This window comes from Microbispora sp. NPDC088329, from assembly GCF_040685655.1.
Classification (GTDB): Bacteria; Actinomycetota; Actinomycetes; order Streptosporangiales; family Streptosporangiaceae; genus Microbispora.
Genome location: NZ_JBFBIP010000002.1, coordinates 270,380 through 289,796, shown reverse-complemented (window position 1 = coordinate 289,796; position 19,417 = coordinate 270,380). Strand labels below are relative to the sequence as shown.

At 68.8% G+C, this 19,417-nt stretch carries 17 protein-coding genes and 2 pseudogenes; 17 read left to right on the top strand and 2 right to left on the bottom strand.

The genetic code is table 11. The features are described 5' to 3' along the window. Positions 1–106 precede the first annotated feature (106 nt). Both AB0O28_RS05785 and AB0O28_RS05780 read right to left on the bottom strand, forming a co-directional pair. On the bottom strand, positions 107–271 hold the full coding sequence (locus AB0O28_RS05785) for a hypothetical protein (RefSeq protein ID WP_363636687.1): 165 nt from the start codon (positions 269–271) through the stop codon (positions 107–109). Between the two features lie 102 nt (positions 272–373). Beyond that, complete coding sequence (locus AB0O28_RS05780; protein WP_363636685.1) at positions 374–1,009, bottom strand: TIGR03085 family metal-binding protein; 636 nt, start codon at positions 1,007–1,009, stop codon at positions 374–376. A 305-nt stretch (positions 1,010–1,314) separates the two neighbouring features. Between AB0O28_RS05780 and AB0O28_RS05775 the strand changes: the two genes are divergently transcribed. The 17 genes and pseudogenes from AB0O28_RS05775 (at position 1,315) to AB0O28_RS05695 (ending at position 19,359) form a co-directional block, all read left to right on the top strand. Beyond that, positions 1,315–3,093: an ABC transporter ATP-binding protein gene (locus tag AB0O28_RS05775; protein ID WP_363637256.1), complete on the top strand. Its 1,779-nt coding sequence runs from the start codon at positions 1,315–1,317 to the stop codon at positions 3,091–3,093. A gap of 46 nt (positions 3,094–3,139) precedes the next feature. Continuing rightward, on the top strand, positions 3,140–4,936 hold the full coding sequence (locus AB0O28_RS05770) for an ABC transporter ATP-binding protein (protein ID WP_363637254.1): 1,797 nt from the start codon (positions 3,140–3,142) through the stop codon (positions 4,934–4,936). 174 nt (positions 4,937–5,110) lie between these two features. Then, entirely contained in the window at positions 5,111–5,335 is a 225-nt protein-coding gene (locus AB0O28_RS05765) for a hypothetical protein (RefSeq protein WP_363636683.1), read from the top strand. A 113-nt stretch (positions 5,336–5,448) separates the two neighbouring features. Next, a pseudogene (locus AB0O28_RS05760) lies at positions 5,449–5,556 on the top strand (helix-turn-helix domain-containing protein); the annotation flags it as partial. A 58-nt stretch (positions 5,557–5,614) separates the two neighbouring features. Beyond that, positions 5,615–6,106 (top strand): annotated as a pseudogene (locus AB0O28_RS05755) (hypothetical protein); the annotation flags it as partial. Between the two features lie 610 nt (positions 6,107–6,716). After that, the gene (locus AB0O28_RS05750; protein WP_363637252.1) at positions 6,717–7,043 is read left to right on the top strand and encodes a helix-turn-helix transcriptional regulator; all 327 of its coding nucleotides are present in this window, start codon (positions 6,717–6,719) and stop codon (positions 7,041–7,043) included. A 141-nt stretch (positions 7,044–7,184) separates the two neighbouring features. Next, positions 7,185–7,370, top strand: a complete 186-nt coding sequence (locus tag AB0O28_RS05745; RefSeq protein ID WP_363636681.1) for a plantaricin C family lantibiotic — start codon at positions 7,185–7,187, stop codon at positions 7,368–7,370. A gap of 90 nt (positions 7,371–7,460) precedes the next feature. Then, positions 7,461–10,460 carry a type 2 lanthipeptide synthetase LanM family protein gene (locus tag AB0O28_RS05740; RefSeq protein WP_363636679.1) on the top strand — a complete coding sequence of 1,000 codons (3,000 nt, stop codon included), beginning with the start codon at positions 7,461–7,463 and terminating at the stop codon, positions 10,458–10,460. A 102-nt stretch (positions 10,461–10,562) separates the two neighbouring features. After that, positions 10,563–10,766, top strand: a complete 204-nt coding sequence (locus AB0O28_RS05735; RefSeq protein WP_363636677.1) for a hypothetical protein — start codon at positions 10,563–10,565, stop codon at positions 10,764–10,766. A gap of 82 nt (positions 10,767–10,848) precedes the next feature. Beyond that, the gene (gene lanM / locus AB0O28_RS05730; RefSeq protein WP_363636675.1) at positions 10,849–13,677 is read left to right on the top strand and encodes a type 2 lanthipeptide synthetase LanM; all 2,829 of its coding nucleotides are present in this window, start codon (positions 10,849–10,851) and stop codon (positions 13,675–13,677) included. Continuing rightward, entirely contained in the window at positions 13,674–15,872 is a 2,199-nt protein-coding gene (locus AB0O28_RS05725; RefSeq protein WP_363636673.1) for a peptidase domain-containing ABC transporter, read from the top strand. Before lanM ends, AB0O28_RS05725 begins: the two co-directional genes overlap by 4 nt. Before the next feature lie 30 nt (positions 15,873–15,902). Beyond that, positions 15,903–16,865, top strand: a complete 963-nt coding sequence (locus tag AB0O28_RS05720; protein ID WP_363636671.1) for an LLM class flavin-dependent oxidoreductase — start codon at positions 15,903–15,905, stop codon at positions 16,863–16,865. A gap of 109 nt (positions 16,866–16,974) precedes the next feature. Beyond that, entirely contained in the window at positions 16,975–17,325 is a 351-nt protein-coding gene (hisI, locus tag AB0O28_RS05715) for a phosphoribosyl-AMP cyclohydrolase (RefSeq protein ID WP_346227706.1), read from the top strand. Further along, on the top strand, positions 17,322–17,948 hold the full coding sequence (locus AB0O28_RS05710) for a Trp biosynthesis-associated membrane protein (protein WP_363636669.1): 627 nt from the start codon (positions 17,322–17,324) through the stop codon (positions 17,946–17,948). The genes hisI and AB0O28_RS05710 overlap by 4 nt, the downstream gene beginning before the upstream one ends. Before the next feature lie 173 nt (positions 17,949–18,121). Further along, positions 18,122–18,511 (top strand): DUF4190 domain-containing protein, encoded by a 390-nt coding sequence (locus AB0O28_RS05705; protein ID WP_363636667.1) that lies wholly within the window; start codon positions 18,122–18,124, stop codon positions 18,509–18,511. A gap of 57 nt (positions 18,512–18,568) precedes the next feature. After that, positions 18,569–18,922 carry a CD225/dispanin family protein gene (locus tag AB0O28_RS05700; RefSeq protein ID WP_363636665.1) on the top strand — a complete coding sequence of 118 codons (354 nt, stop codon included), beginning with the start codon at positions 18,569–18,571 and terminating at the stop codon, positions 18,920–18,922. 5 nt (positions 18,923–18,927) lie between these two features. Continuing rightward, positions 18,928–19,359, top strand: coding sequence for a DUF2752 domain-containing protein (locus AB0O28_RS05695; RefSeq protein WP_363636663.1), 432 nt, complete (start codon positions 18,928–18,930; stop codon positions 19,357–19,359). Positions 19,360–19,417: the final 58 nt, after the last annotated feature.

Sequence of the window (19,417 nt, the reverse complement as noted above, 5' to 3'; positions counted from 1 at the left end):
ATAACTAGCCGAGAGGACATGAGGCCGTTCCGCCCTCATCGTGAGACGGAGGGCGCGGACGCCCGGTCGCGGCCCGGCCCGGCAAGAGGGCGGCCAAGAGGGCGGCTCAGTGCGACAAGAGCGAGGTGAAGAAGGCGGACAGGCGTTCGGCTCCCGTGGTGACGCCCTCGAACACGTTCCTGACCGCGCCCGCGGCGTTCGCCGGCTGCGTGAACAGATAGAAGATCACGAACGCGATGGCCACATAGGTCAGGACCTTTTTGAGGTTCATCCGGGGCTCCCAAACGCTCCCACACATCGTGTGCTGGTCTCATGCTGCCCCATCGCACGACGTTTACGTGGAGGTTTCCGGACATGTCCCGCCCTGGCGTCCTCATGGCCCCAACCGGGCCTCCTGAAGCCGGGCGACCGCCGCCGCGTCCCCGTCGTACGTCACCCGGGCGTGCGCCTGCCGGCCGAAGGCGAACAGCAGCAGCTCCGACGGCTCGCCGGTGACCACCACCGCGGGCTCGGCCTTCCGCCCGGCGGCCTTCGCCCCGTCGGGGCGGCGGAGCACGACCCCCACCGGGGCCTTACGCAGGAAGAGCCGGGCGGCGCCGCGCAGCCGGTTCCAGAACGCCTCCTGCAGGTCCCTCGGGATGACACGAGGCTCCCATCCGGCCTGCGCCCGGCGCACGTCCTCGTGATGGACGAACAGCTCCACCGTGTTGACGATCTCGTCCAGGCGGGGGACCAGGCCGTACGGCGTCCAGCGCGGCGGGCCGTGGCGGACGAGCCCGACCAGCTCGGGGTAGGGGTGGCGCCGCTTGACGCGGTCCTGCACGGCGGCGGTGTAGCCCGCCAGGAACGGCAGCGCGATGCCGGGCGCGGCGTCGAGCCGGCGCTCGCGCAGGACGAGGTGGGCCGTGAGGTCCACGGTGGCCCATCCCTCGCAGAGCGTGGGCGCCTCAGGACCGAGGCGGTCGAGCAGGTCGCAGAGCGCCGCGCGCTCCGTCTGGGCGTGTGTCACGTGATCAGCCTATGCGCCGGCCACGGGCGGCGGCCGGGCGTGTCCGAGGAATAAACGGATTGATCAGGATGATAGGGAGTGTCGAGAGTGTCTGGCGGACGCCGCGCGGTCGCGGGTGATCGGCGAGACATGAGTAGGACCAAGGGCTTGGGCGGCGTCGGTCCGGTGACCGATCCGGTGGCGTCCCCGAGTGACTAATGTCCCTTCCGGGGCGCTCGCAGGGAGCGGCCCGGCTGATCCCCAGATCGGAAGGAAAGCACCGCGTGCCGACAAAGGAGTCTCCGGCGCGGCCCGGCAGCTCAGTCATGCTCCAGGGTCTCAAGGTCATAGGCGTGGCGATCAGGACCGAGCCGAGGATCTTCACCGGCGCGGTCCTCGCCAGCGCCCTCTACGGCGCGATGACCGTCGCCTCGTCCTGGGCGCTCGGCTGGGCCACCGACAACGCCGTGCTGCCCGCGTTCCGGGACGGCACGGCGAGCGCCGGCGCACTGGTCGCGGCGGCGCTGCTGATCGTGGGCGTGGCGGTGCTCAAGGCCGCGGGGATCATGGGCAGGCGCATCATGGCCGGGATCCACCAGTACCGCATGCAGGCCCACTCGCGCCGCGCGGTCACCCGGCAGTACCTGCGGCTGCCCCTCGCCTGGCACCACCGCCACCCGACCGGGCAGCTGCTGTCCAACGCCAACTCCGACGTCGAGGCGGCCTGGGCGCCGCTCGCGCCGCTGCCGATGGCGGTGGGCGTGGTCGTGATGCTGGTGACGGCCGCCGTGGCGATCGTGCTGGTCGACCCGGTGCTCGCCGTCGTCGGTTTCCTGATCTTCCCGGCCGTGGCCGTGCTCAACCTGGTCTACCAGCGCAGGCTGTCCCCGCTGGCGATGCGGGCCCAGCAGCTGCGGGCGGAGGTGAGCGAGGTCGCGCACGAGAGCTTCGACGGCGCGCTCGTCGTGAAGACGCTCGGCCGCGAGGACGCGGAGACCGCGCGGTTCCAGGCGAAGGCCGACGCGCTGCGGGACGCCAACGTCGCCGTCGGCCGGGTCCGCGGGCTGTTCGATCCCATGCTGGAGGCACTGCCCACGCTGGGCGTGCTGGCCGTGCTGCTCGTCGGGTCGCTTCGGCTGGAGTCGGGCGGCGTCGCGGCCGGCGACCTGATCCAGGTCGCCTACCTGTTCACCCTCCTCGCCTTCCCGATCCGGGCGCTCGGCTGGGTGCTGGCCGAGCTGCCGCGCAGCGTCGTCGGCTGGACGCGGGTCAGGGACGTCCTCGACGCCACCGGCTCCATGGAGTACGGCACCGCCCGCTTGGACGCCTCCGGCCCGGCCCGCATCGAGGCCGAGGGCGTCTCCTACGCGTACGTGCCGGGGAACCCGGTGCTGAGGGACGTGAACCTCGCCGTCGAGCCGGGCCGTACGATCGCGGTCGTCGGGCCGACCGGGGCGGGCAAGTCGACGCTCACCCAGCTGCTCGCGCGCCTGATCGACCCCGGCGAGGGCGTCGTCCGCGTCGACGGCACCGACCTGCGCGAGGTGGCCAGGGGCGAGGTGAGCGCCTCGGTGGCGCTCGTCCCGCAGCAGACGTTCCTGTTCGACGACACCGTGCGCGGCAACATCGCGCTCGGCGGGCAGGTGCCGGACGAGCGGGTCTGGGCCGCGCTGCGGCTCGCGCAGGCCGACGGCTTCGTCAGCGCGCTGCCGTCCGGTCTGGACACCCGGATCGGCGAACGCGGCGCGACGCTGTCGGGCGGGCAGCGGCAGCGCCTCGCGCTGGCCCGCGCGGTCGTGCGCGAGCCCCGGCTGCTCATCCTCGACGACGCCACCTCCAGCGTCGACCCGCAGGTCGAAAAGCGCATCCTCTACGGGCTGCGCGACGGCGCCGCCGAGGCCACGGTGATCGTGGTCGCCTACCGGATGGCGACGATCGCGCTGGCCGACGAGGTCGTCTACCTGGAGCAGGGCTTGGTCGCCGACCACGGCACGCACGAGGAGCTGCTGGCCCGTTGTGCGGGCTACCGCGCCCTTGTGACCGCGTACGAGCGCGAGGAGGCCGAGCGGGCCACCCTCGACACCGATGAGGAGATCGTGGCATGACGCACGGTTCGAAGCCCTTCGCGAGGAGTGTGACGCGGTGACCGTCGTGACGGACACGGCCGCCGGAGGGACCTCGTCCCTGCGGGCGGCCGATCGGAGCGCGCTGGCGACGCTCAGGCAGGGCCTGCGTCTGTCGCCGGAGTTCCGCCGCGGGCTCGCCGGGACGCTCGTGCTGGCCGTGCTGGCCACGCTGGGCAAGGTCGTCGTGCCGATCGCCGTGCAGCAGGTCATCGACCGGGGCCTGCGGGCGGGCGGGCCCGACCTGCCGTTCATCCGCAACGCCGTCGTCCTGTGCGCGCTCGCCGTGGTGCTGACCGCGCTGTGCGGCTACCTGATGAACGTCCGGCTCTACCGCTCCACCGAGTCGGGCCTGGCGGCCCTGCGCGGCAAGGGCTTCCGGCACGTGCACGACCTGTCGGTGCTGACGCAGAACACCGAGCGGCGCGGTGGCCTGGTCTCCCGGGTGACGGGTGACGTCGACCAGATCAGCACGTTCATGCAGTGGGGCGGCCTGATGGTCATCGTCTCCGCCGGCCAGCTGGTGGTGGCGACCGTGCTCATGGCCGTCTACTCCTGGCAGCTCACGCTGATCGTGTGGGCCTGCTTCCTGCCGCTGGTGCTGGCCCTGCCCCGGTTCCAGCGCCTGGTGGCCAGGGCGTACACCAGGGTGCGCGAGCGCGCCGGCGACGTCCTCGCCGCCGTCAGCGAGTCGGTCGTCGGCAGCGCGGTGATCCGGGCGTACGGCTCGGAGGACCGCACGGCCGAGCGGATCGACACGGCGGTGGACGGGATGCGCGCGGCGCAGACCCGGGCCCAGAAGATCGTCGGGTTCACCTTCCCCGCCACCGAGCTGGTCGCCTCGATCACGGTCGCGCTAGTGGTCGTGGCCGGGGTGTGGCTCGGCGTCGCCGAGTCGATCACGGCGGGGCGGCTCATCGCGTTCCTGTTCCTGATCACGCTGTTCATCAGCCCGCTCCAGACCGCGACGGAGGTGCTGAACGAGGCGCAGAACGCCATCGCGGGATGGCGGCGCATCCTCGGTGTGCTCGACACCCCCGCCGACGTGGCCGACCCGGAGAACGGCGCGACGCTGCCGCGCGGCCCGATCTCGGTCCGCTTCGACGGCGTGGGCTTCGCCTACCCCGGCGGGCCGCCCGTCCTGCACGAGGTGTCGGTCGAGATCCCGCCGCGGACGCGGATCGCGGTGGTGGGGGAGACCGGATCGGGCAAGACCACCTTCGCCAAGCTGCTCACCCGGCTCATGGACCCGACCTCCGGCCGGATCCTCGTGGACGGGATCGACCTGCGGACGGTCACGTTCTCCTCGCTCAGGGAGCGGATCGTGATGGTCCCGCAGGACGGCTTCCTGTTCGACTCGACGCTGGAGGACAACATCCGCTTCGGGCGGCCCTCGGCGACCCGGGAGGAGATCACCCGGGCGCTGACCGAGCTCGGCCTGGCCGACTGGCTCGACGGCCTGCCCGCCGGTCTGGACACTCCGGTCGGCCAGCGGGGCGAGTCCCTGTCGGCCGGGGAGCGGCAGCTCGTCGCGCTCGCCCGGGCCTACCTCGCCGACCCCGACCTGCTGCTGCTCGACGAGGCCACCTCCGCCGTGGACCCCGCCACCGAGGTGCGGCTCGCCCGCGCCCTCGACGGCGTCACCCGGGGCCGTACGGCCGTCTCGATCGCCCATCGGCTCTCGACCGCCCAGGCGGCCGACGAGGTCCTGGTGTTCGAGCACGGCCGAATCGTGCAGCGCGGCCCGCACGCCGTCCTGGTCGGGCAGCCCGGCGTGTACGCCGACCTCTACGCCTCCTGGACCACCGCCACCACCGCCCGCTGATCTACGTCGTCCAGGCCGTGTACGAGGCGATGAGCGAGCATCTCGGGCTGGTCTACGAGGAGGCGTTCCGCGACCACCCGAGGCGGCGCGCAGCGACGGGGGAACTCGGGCCCCGGGTCGTCGCCGTCGGGCCCTGGTGGAAGGACGACGGGCAGGACGGGATCGACGCCAGTCGTGCTCGCGGAACCCGCCCGCACGCGCGTTCCGGTCCTCGTCGGCGAGGCCAAGTGGAGCCGTACGGCGGACGCGGAACGGCTGCGGGCGCGGCTGTCGCGCAAGGCGGTCGACCTCACCGGCGACGTGGACTCGCTGAAGTACGCCGTATGCGTCCGGGAGGAGGTCACGCACGTGCCTGAGGGCGTTCTGCCGATCACCGCGGCCGACGTCTTCCGGCCCTGATCAGGCGCGCAAGGCGCCGAAGAGGCCAAGCGGGTTCCAGCGGTCGCGAAGGAGGAGGATCAGTCCGTCGCGGATGACCTCGCGGCCCTCGATGCGCCGGGACACAGGCGCGGATCCTCGCCGCGGCGGCCCGCCTGTTCGCGGAGTCGGGATACGCGGACACGACGATCCGGGCCGTCGCCGCGGCCGCCGGGGTGAACCCCGGGCTCGTCATGCACTACTTCGGCTCCAAGAGCCTCCGAGCCCGTCGCGGAAGGCGCGGCCCTCTACCGGGAGCAGCTCGCCGAAGCCGTCCCCGCCGCCGACGCCGGCGTTCGGGCGGCGGTGATCAGCGCCGTGCTCATCGGCGTGGTCCTCGGGAGGCACCTGCTGAAACTCGAAGAGCTGCGCGACGCGCCTCCCGGGCAGATCGCCGCCCTCCTGCGGCCCTGTCTGCGCCTCCCGCACGGGTGCGGACGGCTGACCGTCCCAGGACGATGCGGGACGTCGCACGGCGCAGGATCACGATCCGCAGATCGACAGGGATGGCGCGGCCGAAACGTCGTCGCCGTTATGGGTAGCCGCACACTCTACATAGTTTCTAGATATCAAATTTGTGTGGCGTACGTCACATCGGTGAAATCTGGACGTAACCTGAGCAATCCTTATAAGTTTTCATTACTTACCGTAGGTCAACTGGTAATCATCGTTGTCAAAACGTGTACCAAGGCGGGAGGGGTGCGTGCCAATTATGACGCACCCGAAATGAACGCGAGAGGTGACCGAAATTAGTGGAGTCCGTTGTGTCCTCGGACCTGGACGACACCCAAGATTTTTGTTCCCCCGCTCCGTGGGGACGTGAGCGGGGGCGCGAGTGCATCGTCTTCTGTGACTCACGGACAGGCCGATGCGTATGAGGTCGACTTTCTTCTTGACGGGGGGACTGCTTGCATATGTCTGTCTGCTCATGCGTGCCCGGACCCGGGTGTACCGGCCCTGTCGATCCTCGGTCCCGCGGGACCGCTGTGGGACTTTCGCGGCATCGATCGAGCCGGCTCGGTCCCCATGTGTTCGAGCGATAAGTCTCCACATGCGGACTCCTTGAGACGGGGGAGCCGCTGGTTCACGATCGGGCGCTGACCGGTCGCCATCCTCGACGGTGACGTCGATCGATCGGGGCGAGTATCACCGTTCCCGGCGTTCGCCGTGCGGTCCGTCAGCGCATGTCCACTATTGATTTGCTGAGACGACGTCTTCGGCACAGTGGTGGCTCTGCCCCTGTGGCGCCGCTGTAGAAGCCGCGGCCGGCAGGTCTCACCGCCGCAAAGGATCAGGCGGGGACCGGGCCCCAACCGCCATCGTGTCAATCGCAGGCGTTGCTCCCGGCGAGGAGTGAACGGTGATGTCGCAAGAGGCCGGTTACAACGATTTCCATTCAAATGAAAAGGCGCGTGTTAATGGTCGATGCCCATGCAGGTCGGCCGAACTCACCGGACGTGTCCGTAGCCTGACCAGGCGTCAACGAGAGGTGCTGCAATGCCTTGGAATGGGAATGACGACCAAGGACATCGCGGCGCATCTCACTCTCACCGAGCATACTGTGAAGATTCACACGTCCAGAGTGCTCGAGGCCTTGGGTGTGGAGTCCCGCCTGCAGGCCGGCATCGTCGGCTATACGTACATGATCTGCCGTCACGGCTTCGACGGGAAAGATAACTCGAACGAGTAATTGCTGGCGCGGTGATCGCGATGCGATTCTCTGGAGGGAACCCCACTCCGAACCGCGAAGAAGCGAGACAGGGGACAGTCGCCCTTCGTTGTGGGATTCCCGCATGCCCATGAACGTCCGTCTTCGGGAAAGGGAGCGGAAATGAAGGGAACCACCAGTCCGAACGCCGGCATCCTGCAGGAGATCGAGAACCAGGACATCGAGACCGCCAGGTCGGCGGGGAGCCTGACCCTGATCGAGTGCTACACGGTGGCGAGCTGGGTCCTCGGTAACCCGGGCGCGATCTGCACCCTCAGCGTGGAGTGCCAGAAGACCTGCCAGCACTGATTCTCCCGGGCGCCTGGCGCCATGCGTCAGGCGCCTTCTTTCGTCGTGTCTCCTTTTTGTGATCTCCTGTTGTGATCAGAAACGGCGTGCATGGTGACGACTGTCGCAACCCCGATTCCGAACGATGTGGCGAACATACTTGCCACATATCTTCCGGAGCTGTCCTCAGACGACACGAGAGATCACCTCTACGGGAAGCTGCTCCGGGTGACAAAATCCGGGACCGACCGCCTTATGCCGGGCCGACCGGCCGCACCGCCGCCATATGATCCGGCGCGCGATTCCGACGGAGTTTTCTCGGATTACTATTCTCACTTCGTCACCCTGTGGTCGGGGCCGGTGCGGACAGCCGTCGAGACGTGCGACATGGCGGCCCGCGGCAACACCATCGTCGAGGATTTCGTCGACAACCAGGTGATGGTGGTCGCCGGCATCATGACGAGGACCTTGCTCGAGGAGCTTCACGAGCGCAAGGTGGCCGGTCTTCTGTCCGGGAACACGCCGGAGGCTCGCTACCGGAGTTACCGCGAGTGGATGAGTAGCGAAGCCGGACATGCCCATCTCCTCAACCGGTACCCGTATCTGTTCCGCTTCGCCCACAGGCGTGTCCGGTTGGCCGCTGACTACCTGGCGCACGTCATCGCCGAGACGGAGAGGAACCGGGACCGGTTGCCCGACGCGATCCCCGGCCTGGGCGACAGTCTCCGAATCATGAGTATCAGGCTCGGAGAAGGCGACACTCACAACGGCGCGAAATCGGTGGCGAAAATTCTGTTCGCCGACTCCGGCCGCGTCCTCTACAAGCCTCACCCGGTCGAGGCCGAGAAGGGCTACAACTCCTTTCTCGCCTGGATCAACGAGGGCATGGGAACGCGTCTCCGTACCATTGCCGTACTCCCTTGCGACGGCGGCGGCTTCGTCGAATACGTGGAGCACGGGGAGTGCCTGAGCGGAGTCGAGGGTTACTTCGCCCAGATCGGGCAGCTCGCCGGAATCCTCTATCTCCTGAAGGCGACCGACATCCACTACGAGAATGTGGTGACCTGCGCCGCAGGGCCGGTGGTCGTCGATACGGAGACATTACTCACTCCACGTCTCCGCCTCGTGAACGAGGTGAATTCCGGTGTATCCCTCAACGCCATCCGCGAGGCTCACGAGTCGGTCGCGAGGATCGGAATCCTGCCGATGCTGGTGGGCGCGGGTGACGGTTTCGACGTCGGAGCCATCGGATACGACCCGGGACAGCGAATTCCTTTCAAAACGCTGCAGCTGCGCAACGTGGGCCGCGACGACATGTACATCGAACTGGGTGACGCCGAGATGACCGCGGTCAACGCGAATCCCTCGGTGCAGAGCACCGGCGAGCTGCCGGTACGCAGACAACGAGAGATCATCAAGTCGGAGTTCAGCCGCGTCCTGGCCCATGCCCTCTCCAACCGTGAAGAGGTCTGCGCAGCTCTCGAGAAGTACCTGGGCGACGTCCAGCTCCGGTACATCAACAATCCCACCGTTTTCTACTCCCAGCTGCTCCGGATGGCGACGCATCCCGATGCCGTCACGGACCCGCTTGTCAGGGCGGCCGTACTGAACCGCGTGGCCCTGACCGCGGGAGCCGACCATTCGGTCGCCGACGAAGAGGCGCGGCAGCTCAGCGATGGGGACGTCCCCTACTTCTCCTTCCAGCCACGCTCTTGCGCGCTGTCCAGCGGCGGGAAAATCGTCTATCCACACGCCTTCGAGGAGCCGGCTCTGGAGACGGTGCGCACCCGCATCCGCGAGCTCGGGCCGGATGCGGTCGAGCGGCAGCTCAGGATGATCGATCTCGCCTTCGTCAACAAGCTTCCCCCGGGCCAGGAGCTGACGGGTTTCTCGGGTGCGGGCGACGCTCCGGTTCCGCGACCGAGCCAGTCGAGATACGTCCACGAGGCCGTCAGGATCGGTGATGCATTCGTCGATAGCATGATCGACGGCGGCGGAAAGAACGCCCCTGCCACGTGGGTCGCTCCTCTGATCACAGTCCCGGACCAGAGGCAGTGGATGCCGGGGAGTCTCGGCTTCGAGTTGTACGGGGGGAGCATCGGGCCCGCGCTCTTCCTGGCCGGTCTGGCCCGTGAGACCGGGGACCATCGGTACGCCGATGCCGCCCTGCGCGTGTTCGATCCCGTCGAGGCGGCGCTCGAGACCGAGAGCTCCCAGACGACCTTGATTCCCGGCGACGGGATGACCGGCCTCGCCGGGATCGTCTACGCGCTCGCCCTGGCCAGGAGACTGCTCGGGGTCGGCGGCCGTATGACGACCGGTGAGCTGGCCTCCCGGCTGGCCCGTCGGTCCGACCCGAGGGGCGAGATCGACTTCGTCTCCGGCCTCGCCGGCACACTGAGCGTCTGTCTGGCGCTCTGGCGGCACGCGGACAGCGGGATCGACAGCAGGCGTGCCGAGGACGCGGCGCGGAGCGTCGCGGGCGCGCTGATCGATGCGGTGCGCCGGTCGGCGGGGACCGACGGCCGGGTCACCTCGCACACCGGATTCGCGCACGGGGCCATGGGCATAGGCCCGGCCCTCCTCGAGTACGGAGTCCTCTTCGACGACCCCGATGCGCGTCTGCTCGCGGCGAGTGTCGCCAAGGCCGCCCTGGACGCCTTCGACGAACATGACGGGGACTGGCCGAGAGCCTGGGAGGAACCGGTCCGCTCGTACGCCTGGTGCCACGGCGCGCCGGGCATGCTCCTCGGGGCGCTCACGTTCGTCCGCCACGCGCCCGGTGTCGTCTCCCCGGAGCGGCTGGCCCGGCTTGCCGAGCTGACCCTCGAACGGGGCTTCGGCAGGAATCTGACCTATTGTCACGGCGACCTGGGCGCGGCGGAAATCATCGGCGTGGCCGAGCGGGATGTTCCCGGGCTGTTCGGCGCCGGCGTCGTCGATCAGCTGTATCCCCGGCTGTTCATCGAGGTCCTCGAACGCTACGAGGACCGAAACGACAACAAGTACGCCTACAGCAACAGCTTCATGGTCGGGCAGGCGGGTCTCGCCTGGTCGATCCTCCGGCACCTGGATCCCGAGACATATCCATCCGTCCTGCGCTTCGAGTGAGCGGCCGGGAAGTCCCGTTCGTGGAGCGGTGAAGCGCGTTCTCAGCGGGGTTTCCGGAACCGCCGGAGGCCCGACCGGAACAAGGAAAGGAAAGGAGAAGAGATGGCCGATCTCATCAAGGACGCGAGCACCGGTTTCGTGCCCGTGGACGAGTTGGTGCAGCTTGCGGAGGTGCCGGACGATCTCGTCGCCGGCGTGAACGCCAGCGGCATCCTCTGCGCGACCGCCATCACGGCCTCCATCACCGGGGTGAGCGTGGCTCTGGGTGGTGCCTGCCCGACTCAGGCCTGCACCAACTATTGCTGACAAGCCGCAGGTGAGGGGCGCCGCCACCGTCCTCACAGGTGGCGGCGCCCCGTTCGGACGGTGAGTGATCAGGAGAAGAACGGTGACGACAGGGTTGGACGACGCGAACCTGGACCAGTTGACGCGTGACTGCGCCCACGCCAGGGCCGACGTGTTCGGGGACTTCTACTGGCCTTTTCTGTCTGCGTGCGCCCTGAGACTGCGGGAGTGGGAGCGTGAATGGGAGCCGGAGTTCGCCGAGTCGACCGAGCTTGCCCAAGTGGCCGCTTCTCTGCTCCCATCGGTCATGGACTCCCTCGTCGCGATCGGCACGCGAACCCTGATCACAACTTTCCGCGGCCAATCGGCGCTGGATTACAAAGGGTTCCATGAATGGGCCGGCGGTACGGAGGGGCGTGACACGATCCTCGCCCGGTTCCCCGAACTGCACCGGTTGCTGACCCTGATCACCGAGCGGCAGATGTCATACGCGGAAGAAGTGCTGCGCGCGGCATGGCGGGACAGGGCGTCTCTGGAGGCCGTTCTGGGCGTGCGCGGCCGAGTCACCAGGATCACCATGGGGATGGGCGACTCTCACTGCGGCGGAAGAACCGTCTCTCGGGTGTCGTGGAGTAACGGGATGTCGGCGGTTTACAAACCGCAGCATGAGAGCTGTCAGAAGTTGCTCGCCGAAGTGCGGCGCGTCGTCGACGAGGACGGCGCCTTCTTCGGCCCCCTCTACCCGAGAGCGGTCATCAGCCCGACGCATCTGTGGCAGGAGTACATCCAGTACGCAGAACTCGACGAGAGTGCGGGACCCGGCCGGTATTTCCGGCTCTTCGGCCGGGCGGCCGCCTTGTTCAGCATGCTGGGTGCCGGTGACCTGCATCTCGAGAACGTCATCGCCCTGCCCGCCGGTCCCGTCCTGCTCGATCCGGAAACACTCGTGTCCCTGCTCGCTCGCGAGGAATTCGGCGCACTCGTTCTGGACATCAACAATTCGGTGCTCAACACCTTGATGTTTCCGGCCCGTTACAAGGGGGCGGCGCTGGATGTCGACATCTCGGCGATCGGTTGTCCGGACCCGACACCATCCCACCGACTGAAGACTTTTGTCGTGGTCGACGCCGGGACCGACGGGATTCGATTCGAGCATGTGCCGGTGGTCATGAACCACGGCACGAACATGGCGGCCGTGAACGGCGAGCCGGTGGACCCGCGGCTGTGGATGGATGAGATCCTCACGGGGTTCGAGGAAGCCCGTGAGCTCCTTGCCGCCAACCGTGACGCCATCCGGCACGTGGCCTCACGAGTCGACGGCTGGTCGGTTCGTCACATCCCCCGTCCGACCTTCCTGTACGCCCGGTTCCTCGAGGCGTCGACGCACCCCGCGTACCTGACGAGCAGGGAAAGCCGGGAGGAGTTCCTCGCGCAACTGCCGAGACAGCATCAGGGGATCGCGACGGAGGTGACCGATGCGGTGCACGATGAGGAGGTACGAGCGCTCCTCGATCTCGACGTTCCCTTCTTCGGTGTTCGGTGTGATTCACGTGACCTGCAACTGGGCCGGCGCGCGGAGGTGGAGAACGGCGTGCTGGGCACTCCCCGGCAATCCCTCCTGGCGAGAATCGACGGGTTCTTCGGCCGGCCCGTGCGCCGTGACCTCGCCTACATCACGTACTCCCTGGCCAGTTCCTCCGACGACGTGTGGAAGGCCCGTCCCGTGCGGAGACGTGCAGGCGCGCGTCACAGGGACGTTCTGCCGGATCTCAACGATCCGCGGCCTTGGATCGCGGCTCTGCGGGACCTCGTGGTCGGCGACGGCGATACGCCGTCGTTTCTGATGCCGCAATTGGACGGGGAGGGGCTGCGGCTCGGCGCCGCCAACACGCTGCTGCACGAGGGCGGGGGACTGCTGCTCTACCTTGCCCGGTCGGCGGCGGTCGATGGGCACACCGCGTTCGGGTGGGACGTGGGCAAGATCTACGCAGCGGCACACCCGCTGAGGATCGGCGAAGCCGTCACACCACTGACGGTCTCGCCGTTCACGGGCATACTGTCGCGTCTGGTCACGGGCCTCGAACTGCGCAGGTGCGGCGTCGGCATACCCGGCGACGGCTGGACCGGCGAAGACGTCGGTGGGGCTTCCGGGCCGGACAGAGCGCTCTCCCTCGCGAACCAGGTCGAGGCCGAGCGGCTGTCGAAGGAGGATTTCGACTACCTCAACGGCTTCGGCGGATACGCGGTCTTTCTCTCGGAGTACTACGGGGACCGTGTTCCCGCAGTGGCCGAAGCGGCCGCGGGACGACTGCTGCGGCGCCTCGTGGAGGTGGACGGGCCTCCGGAGGAGCAGGAGGGCGATCTGGGGCTCGTCCATGGGCGCTTCGGCCGCATCGCGGCCATGAGCGCGCTCGTCGCCGCGGGGGCCGACACCGATGGGCGTGCGCGGGAGCACCTGACGCGCTTCGCGTCGGCCTACCTCAGAGGCAGGTGGACCGACGACTGCCTCCGGGATCCCGCGCGCCGAGCCGGCTGGTGCAAGGGGTACGCCGGTGTGGCCTTCGCCGCGACCAAGCTCCTGGCCGCCGTCGGGTATTCCGACGCGCAGATCCGTGACGCGATCACGCCGGAAGTGGAAGGAATGCTCTACGGCGATCCGGGCGACGACATCAGCTTCTGCCACGGCGTCGCGGGCCGGCTGGCGTTGACGTGCTGGCTGGCCGGACGTCTTTCCTGGCCGGAACTGCGCGACGAGGCCAAGGATCTGAGCAGTCGCTTCATCGAGCGGTCCGCCGAGGCGGGCTGGAGGTGCGGGATCGGCCCGATAGCGGGGCTTCCCTCCTTCTTCTTCGGTCTGTCCGGGTGGTACTACGCGCAACTGATGATCGAGGCGCCTGCGATCGGGCTGCCCCTGTGCCTGGGAGGACGATGACGCGCGTGCGCCGGGTCAGGGAAGTGCAGCAGTTCACCGAGGCGGAGTGCGGGCTCTGCTGCGCCGCGATGGTCCTGACGGCCTACGGGTCCCGGGACTGCATCTCGCAGTTGCGCCGCCGGTACGAGGTCGGTCGTGACGGGCTGACCCTCGGCGAGGTCGCGTCGATCCTGCGGGACCACGGGATGCGGGTGAGGTTCTTCCGCGCGACGGTGAACAGGCTGGGCAGTCTTGCCCTGCCCCTCATCGCCTATTGCTACGACAGCCACTTGGTCGTGGTGGAGACCGTCGGCGAAAAGAGCGTCACCGTCGTGGATCCCACGGCGGGCCGCAGGAAGTACTCGATCGAGGAGTTCGAGGAGATCTACTCCGGCCTGGTGATCGAGGCGACGCCCGGCGCCTCCTACACACCGGTCCGTGACCGCGAGCCCAGCGTGTGGCGGGAGTTCCTGCGAGCGGGCGGACGCGAGGCGCGACCGCTGGCCGGCGTTTTCACGATGTCGCTTCTGCTCTACGCGTTCACGCTGCTGTTGCCGATCGCCACGCAGTTCGCGGTCAACGAATACGCGGGCCTCTTCCAGGGCAGGCCGCTGGCGCTGGTGATCCTCATGCTGACCGTGTCGATGGTCGCCTACTTCGCCGTCTCCCTGGTGCGGAGCCTCTGCCTGGCCCAGGCCATACGCAACCTGGGGGAGGTGATGATGGGCAGGACCTTCAAGACGCTGCTGGGGCTGCCCTACAAGTACTTCTCCGGCCGGTCCCAAGGCGAACTCATGTATCGCCTGTCGAGCATCACCTCGGTACGCGACCTGATCTCGGGCGAGGTCTCGACCGTGCTGCTGGATGTCGGCAGCCTGATCGCGGCCTTCACCTATATCTTCTTCCGCTCGGCTTCACTCGGCTTCGCGGCGCTCGGGGTCTTCCTGTGCATGTTCGTCCTGGCGCTGGTCACGTACCGGCCGATCCGGAACACCACGGAGCGTGAGATCGGCGAGACCGTCAAATCGACGTCCATGCAACTGGAGGCGCTCTCCTCGATCGAGCTGCTGAAGGTCTCGGGAATGACGGACGCGTTCTTCAAGGAATGGGAGAGCACCTATGCCGGGGCGTTGAACCAGACGCGGCGGCGGATCGTCCTGCAGGGAGCGGTCTCCAGCGGATACGCCCTCCTGCAGATGTTCGGTCCCTTGTTCGTCCTGCTGGCGGGGTTGTGGCTGGTCCTGAGCGGGAGCCTCGACCTCGGATCGGCGATCGCCGTGCAGACGCTCACCGCCACAAGCCTGGGCAGAGTCGCGTCGCTGTCCAGCGCGTTCACGCAGATGATCACAGTCAACGCACAGGTGTACCGTCTGGGCGACATCGTGAACCAGCCCGCCTCGCGCGACACGTTCGGAGACCGCAAGGCCGGGATCGAGGGGTCCATCTCGTTGCGTGAGGTGAGCTTCACCTATCCCGGCGCCAAGGTGCCGGCGCTCGAAGGGGTGTCGATGGACGTCCGGCCCGGGCAGCGGGTCGCCATAGTCGGGAGCAGCGGTTCGGGAAAGAGCACACTGGGGAAACTCCTCCTCGGCCTCTATCCCGTGCAGGCGGGGGATATCGCCTACGACGGCATACCGCTTCGCGACCTGAGCCCGGACTCCCTCTACCGGAGTGTCTCCTACGTCCCGCAGGAGATCGTCCTCAGCAATCGTTCGATCGCCGAGAACATCAAATTCGGCAACGGCGACATCGACATGGAGGCGGTGCGGGAGGCCGCCCGGCAGGCGCACATCGATCGTGAAATCGAAGCCATGCCGCTGGGCTACTTCACACAGATCCGGCAGTTGGGCGGGAACCTGTCGGGAGGGCAGCGTCAGCGCATCGCTCTCGCCCGCGCTCTGGCCCGGCGTCCGCGGGTCCTGGTGCTGGACGAGGCGACGAGCGCGCTCGACACGGTGACCGAGTCGCTCATCGCGAACGCGCTCGACGGCTTGAAGTGCACGCGCGTCATCATCGCCCACCGGCTGTCCACGATCATGAGCGCGGACCTTATCGTCGTGCTCGAGCAGGGGAGGGTCGTGCAGAGCGGACGGCACGAGGAGTTGCTCTCGGTGCCGGGCGTGTATCGGGATCTGGTGCGCTCGCAGGTCGCCGTCAGCGGTGCGTACAGCCGCGAAATGTCCGCCTACGCGGAGCACGATCAGGCGCTGTCCTGAGCTGTGCGTCCGACCTCATGGAGCCCGCTGATGGGAAAGCTCTCGGTTTTCGTTCCGCACGCCACCCCGTGGTCGGGCCAGGCCCTGCCGTTCGCCGCCTTCACCCGGCAGAGCGGCGCCCATCGCCTGTGGCAGGGGCAGAGCATGACCTGCGACCCGCACCAGACGTTCACCTACGTCGCGGGACGCGGCTACCGCCTGCCGGTGGGAATCGGCGTGTCACTCATGCCGTTCCGGCATCCTCTCGGCGCGGCCCTGGAGGCGAGCCATCTCGCGACGACCATGGAGCATCCGGTGGTCGCCGGATACGGGGCGGGCTGGGCGGCCCTCCAGCACATGCTGCTCGGCCGCGCCTACGGCAGCCAGATAGGAGCGGCCAGAGAGTACCTCGTCATCATGAAATCCCTGTTGGACGAGGGGAAGGCGGACTGCGCGGGAGAGTACTTCACCTGCCACGCCGAACTCCCGTCTCTTTCCCGGCCGCCGGTGGAGGTCGGGCTGGGCGTACTGAGGCCGGGGGCGGCGCGGCTGGCCGGTGAGGTCGCGGACGTGGCCGTCGCCTGGCTCGCGCCCGCGGCGTATCTGCGGGACGTCATCCTGCCTTCGATGGCCGCGGGCGCCGCCGCGGCGCGCCGTCCCGTGCCCCGCCTTGTGGCGATCGTTCCCTTCGCGCTGTCCGGTCCGGGTCGTGACGCGAGTGACATGGCTCTGGCGAGCAGCGCCGCACACATGCTTCTTCCGCACTACGTCGACATGCTGCGCAGGTCGGGGATCGCGGTCGACATGCGCGACCCGCGGGCGAGCGGCGCGGCGCTCGCGGCGGGAGACGCGTTCCTCTTCGGCGACGCGGGCGACATCGTGAGCAAGCTGTCGCACTACTGGCGCGCGGGCGTGGACGAGATCGTTCTGAATCCCACCGGGGTCTTCCTGAAAGAGGGCCTCAGATCGGCGCTCAACGAACTGGAGACGATCGTCTCGGCGACGCCTGCCTGACGCGCGTGCGATGTGACGTGACGGGGAGCGGGTCACCCGGATGAGGGCGCTCGCCGCCCAAGGCCGGGAGGAGGAAAGGGCGCCACCCGCCTGCGGCACAATTGGCCTCATGGCCCTCGACCCGAAGATCGCCGACCGGCTCAAGCGCACGCCGGACGGCCTGGTGCCCGCGATCGTCCAGCAGCACGACACCGGCGAGGTGCTCATGCTCGCGTGGATGGACGACGAGGCGCTGCACCGCACGCTCACCACCGGCCGGGCGACCTACTGGTCCCGCAGCCGCGGGGAGTACTGGGTGAAGGGCGACACCTCCGGCCACGTCCAGTGGGTCAGGCACGTGGCGCTCGACTGCGACGGCGACACCATCCTGCTCAAGGTCGACCAGGTGGGGGCGGCCTGCCACACCGGCGACCGCACCTGCTTCGACGCCGACGTCCTCGACGTGAGCGGCGCGCCGTGACCGCCGCCGCACCCGCCCGCGACCGGGCGCGTACGGCCCGGCGCTCGCTGCTCGCCTGGCTGGCCGCCTGCGCCGTGGGCGGCGGGCTCGCGCTGCTGGCCGCGGGCCGCGTCTGGGTCACGCTCGGCACGGCGGGGAGCCCCGCAGGAGCGGGCGCCGGCTCTCTCACCGGCAACGACCTGGTGGCCTGGCTGACCCCCGCGGCGCTGGCCGCGCTCGCCGCCGTGCTGGCCGTGCTGGCGGCCCGGGGGGTGGCGCGCCGGGTGACGAGCGCCGTCGTCGCCCTCCTCGGCCTGGCGGTGGCGGCCGGGGCCTGGGACGGCACGCGCGGCGGGGCGATCGCGGCGGCCGCCGGGCACATGACGGGCGTGGTGACGGCCGCCGGTCACATCTCCGTGGAGTCGCGCGCCTGGGCCTGGCCGGTGCTGGCCGCCGCGGGCGGGCTCGTCCTGGCCGGGGCGGGCGCGGCGGCGGCGGTCCTGAGCCCCCGCTGGCCCGGTATGTCGAGCAGGTACGAGCGGGGGACCGGGCGCGCGGAAACGGGCGGGGCCGGCCGCGTGAAGGACGCCGACAGGGCGATGTGGGACGCGATCGACGAGGGCGACGACCCCACCGTCCGGTAGCACGGCCCAGTGGACCGCTCCGCGGAAAGGGAAGAGCGGTCGTCCTGGGACGCCCATTGGATCGTTCCCAACTCTTTCATCACAAGTTGCCCACGAAGCGAAATTTCGCCCTGTAGGGTCGTTCCTTCTCGCTAAGCTTCCCGCCGACTTGAAGGATCTCACGGGAGCTTCGGATGAGCTACCAGCACCGGCCGGACGGCTACGGGGGCCCGGGTCCCCGCCCGTCCGCCGGGGGATGCCCGCACCCGCACGCGGGTGGTGACGGGCATCCGTCTCCGGTTCCGTACGGCTGCCCGCCACACCTGGGGCGGGGCGCCGGCGGAACGCCGGTCGCGTCGCCCGTCCCGGGCGTCGCCGGCCTGCTCACGTGCGGCTTCACGTCGAACCTCGATGTGATCTTCGGCAACGTCGCTCTGAATCAGATCAGGCGGAACGGCCAGGAGGGTCGCGGCATGGCGGTCGCCGGCCTCGCCACGCCCCACGCGGGCATGGCGTGGCCCGTTCCGGTGGTGCTCCGCATCCCGGGAGTCATCGCCATGGGCGCCTCGAACAGCGGTCACTGACCCCGGTCCCGTCTCACATCGAACCTCTCCCCCTACGCACAGCAGGAGCGACAGAAGATGGCCTACGGCAACGACCCCGGCAATCCCGGCGGCTTCCCGCCGCCTCCGCCCCCCGGCAGCTACGGCGCCCCGATGCAGCCCGGCGGCGCCCCCCCGAACAACCACCTCGTGATGGCGATCGTCAGCACGATCCTGTGCTGCCTTCCTCTGGGCGTTGTGTCGATCGTCTACGCCACCCAGGTCAACTCCAAGTGGATGGCGGGCGACTACCAGGGCGCCGTCGCGTCCTCGGAGTCGGCGAAGAAGTGGTGGATGGCGTCCCTGATCACCGGCATCGTGATCTGGGTCCTGTACATCCTCTTCTTCGTCGTGCTCGGGGTCTTCAGCGCCACCACGACCACGTCATACTGAGGGTCATGACATCGACCGTCCCGGCGCGGCGCCCGGCGGACCGGCTGCGGTCCCTGCTGGCGCCGCTCGGCGTGGCGGCCGTCGCCACGGCGGCGGCCGCGTACGTCGCCGCCGTGGACCCCAACCAGCCCGGGCACTATCCGACCTGCCCGTTCCTGTTCCTCACCGGGCTCTACTGTCCCGGATGCGGTTCGCTGCGCGCCGTCCACGCCCTGGGACACGCCGACGTGCTGAGCGCTCTGCACCTCAACCCGCTCACGGCCGTGGCCGTGCCGTTCCTGTTCTACCGCTGGGCCCTGTGGGCATTACGATCATGGCAGGGACGGCCTGTGCGCACGAGCCTCGCGCACCCCGCGTACCTGTGGGGACTCCTCGCCATCGTGATCGTTTTCTGGGTGGTGCGTAATACGCCTTTCGGGCATTTCCTCGCACCGTGAATCGACCCGGTGGCGGATCGACGCGAGACGGGCCGATACCATCGCAGGGCAGGACACG

Excerpts from the sequence above, each read along its gene's own strand:
- AB0O28_RS05785 (WP_363636687.1), bottom strand. The coding sequence starts at position 271 with ATGAACCTCAAAAAGGTCCTGACCTATGTGGCCATCGCGTTCGTGATC.
- AB0O28_RS05775 (WP_363637256.1), top strand. The coding sequence starts at position 1,315 with ATGCTCCAGGGTCTCAAGGTCATAGGCGTGGCGATCAGGACCGAGCCG.
- AB0O28_RS05750 (WP_363637252.1), top strand. The coding sequence starts at position 6,717 with ATGTCGCAAGAGGCCGGTTACAACGATTTCCATTCAAATGAAAAGGCG.
- AB0O28_RS05745 (WP_363636681.1), top strand. The coding sequence starts at position 7,185 with ATGAAGGGAACCACCAGTCCGAACGCCGGCATCCTGCAGGAGATCGAG.
- AB0O28_RS05740 (WP_363636679.1), top strand. The coding sequence starts at position 7,461 with ATGGTGACGACTGTCGCAACCCCGATTCCGAACGATGTGGCGAACATA.
- AB0O28_RS05735 (WP_363636677.1), top strand. The coding sequence starts at position 10,563 with ATGGCCGATCTCATCAAGGACGCGAGCACCGGTTTCGTGCCCGTGGAC.
- AB0O28_RS05725 (WP_363636673.1), top strand. The coding sequence starts at position 13,674 with ATGACGCGCGTGCGCCGGGTCAGGGAAGTGCAGCAGTTCACCGAGGCG.
- AB0O28_RS05720 (WP_363636671.1), top strand. The coding sequence starts at position 15,903 with ATGGGAAAGCTCTCGGTTTTCGTTCCGCACGCCACCCCGTGGTCGGGC.
- hisI (WP_346227706.1), top strand. The coding sequence starts at position 16,975 with ATGGCCCTCGACCCGAAGATCGCCGACCGGCTCAAGCGCACGCCGGAC.
- AB0O28_RS05705 (WP_363636667.1), top strand. The coding sequence starts at position 18,122 with ATGAGCTACCAGCACCGGCCGGACGGCTACGGGGGCCCGGGTCCCCGC.
- AB0O28_RS05700 (WP_363636665.1), top strand. The coding sequence starts at position 18,569 with ATGGCCTACGGCAACGACCCCGGCAATCCCGGCGGCTTCCCGCCGCCT.
- AB0O28_RS05695 (WP_363636663.1), top strand. The coding sequence starts at position 18,928 with ATGACATCGACCGTCCCGGCGCGGCGCCCGGCGGACCGGCTGCGGTCC.